Here is a 437-nt window from a genome sequence, read left to right on the forward strand (position 1 = left end):
CTCCAACAGGAGCTCGTCGGTCATGGCGTGGAGATGATCGTCCTCGCCGGATACATGCGCCGCATTCCCGACGGCCTGATCGCCTGCTTCCCCGAGCGCATCCTCAACATCCATCCCGCGCTGCTCCCCGACTTCGGCGGACCGGGGATGTACGGCATGCATGTGCACGAAGCGGTGATCGCCGCCGGCGCGCGAGAGAGTGGCGCAACGGTTCACCTCGTCGACGGGGAATACGATACCGGGCGCATCGTCGCCCAGCGGCGCCTGGTCGTCGAGCCGGGGGAGACGGCCGAGACGCTGGCGGCGCGCGTCCTGACGATCGAGCACGAGCTCTATCCGCGCGCCGTGATCGCGTGGGCCGGGCGCATCCGCACCATGCGGGATGCGGCCGTGTGAACCAATCGTCACCAAATCTGGCGCGCAGACATACGTTCTTT

1 protein-coding gene is annotated in these 437 nt (G+C 67.3%); it reads left to right on the forward strand.

The features are described 5' to 3' along the window. On the forward strand, window positions 1-396 hold a 396-nt coding region (locus I6F37_RS40490), incomplete at its 5' end, for a formyltransferase family protein (protein WP_276573813.1). Window positions 397-437: the final 41 nt, after the last annotated feature.

This window comes from Bradyrhizobium sp. NBAIM08 (assembly GCF_020193935.1).
Lineage (GTDB): Bacteria > Pseudomonadota > Alphaproteobacteria > Rhizobiales > Xanthobacteraceae > Bradyrhizobium > Bradyrhizobium yuanmingense.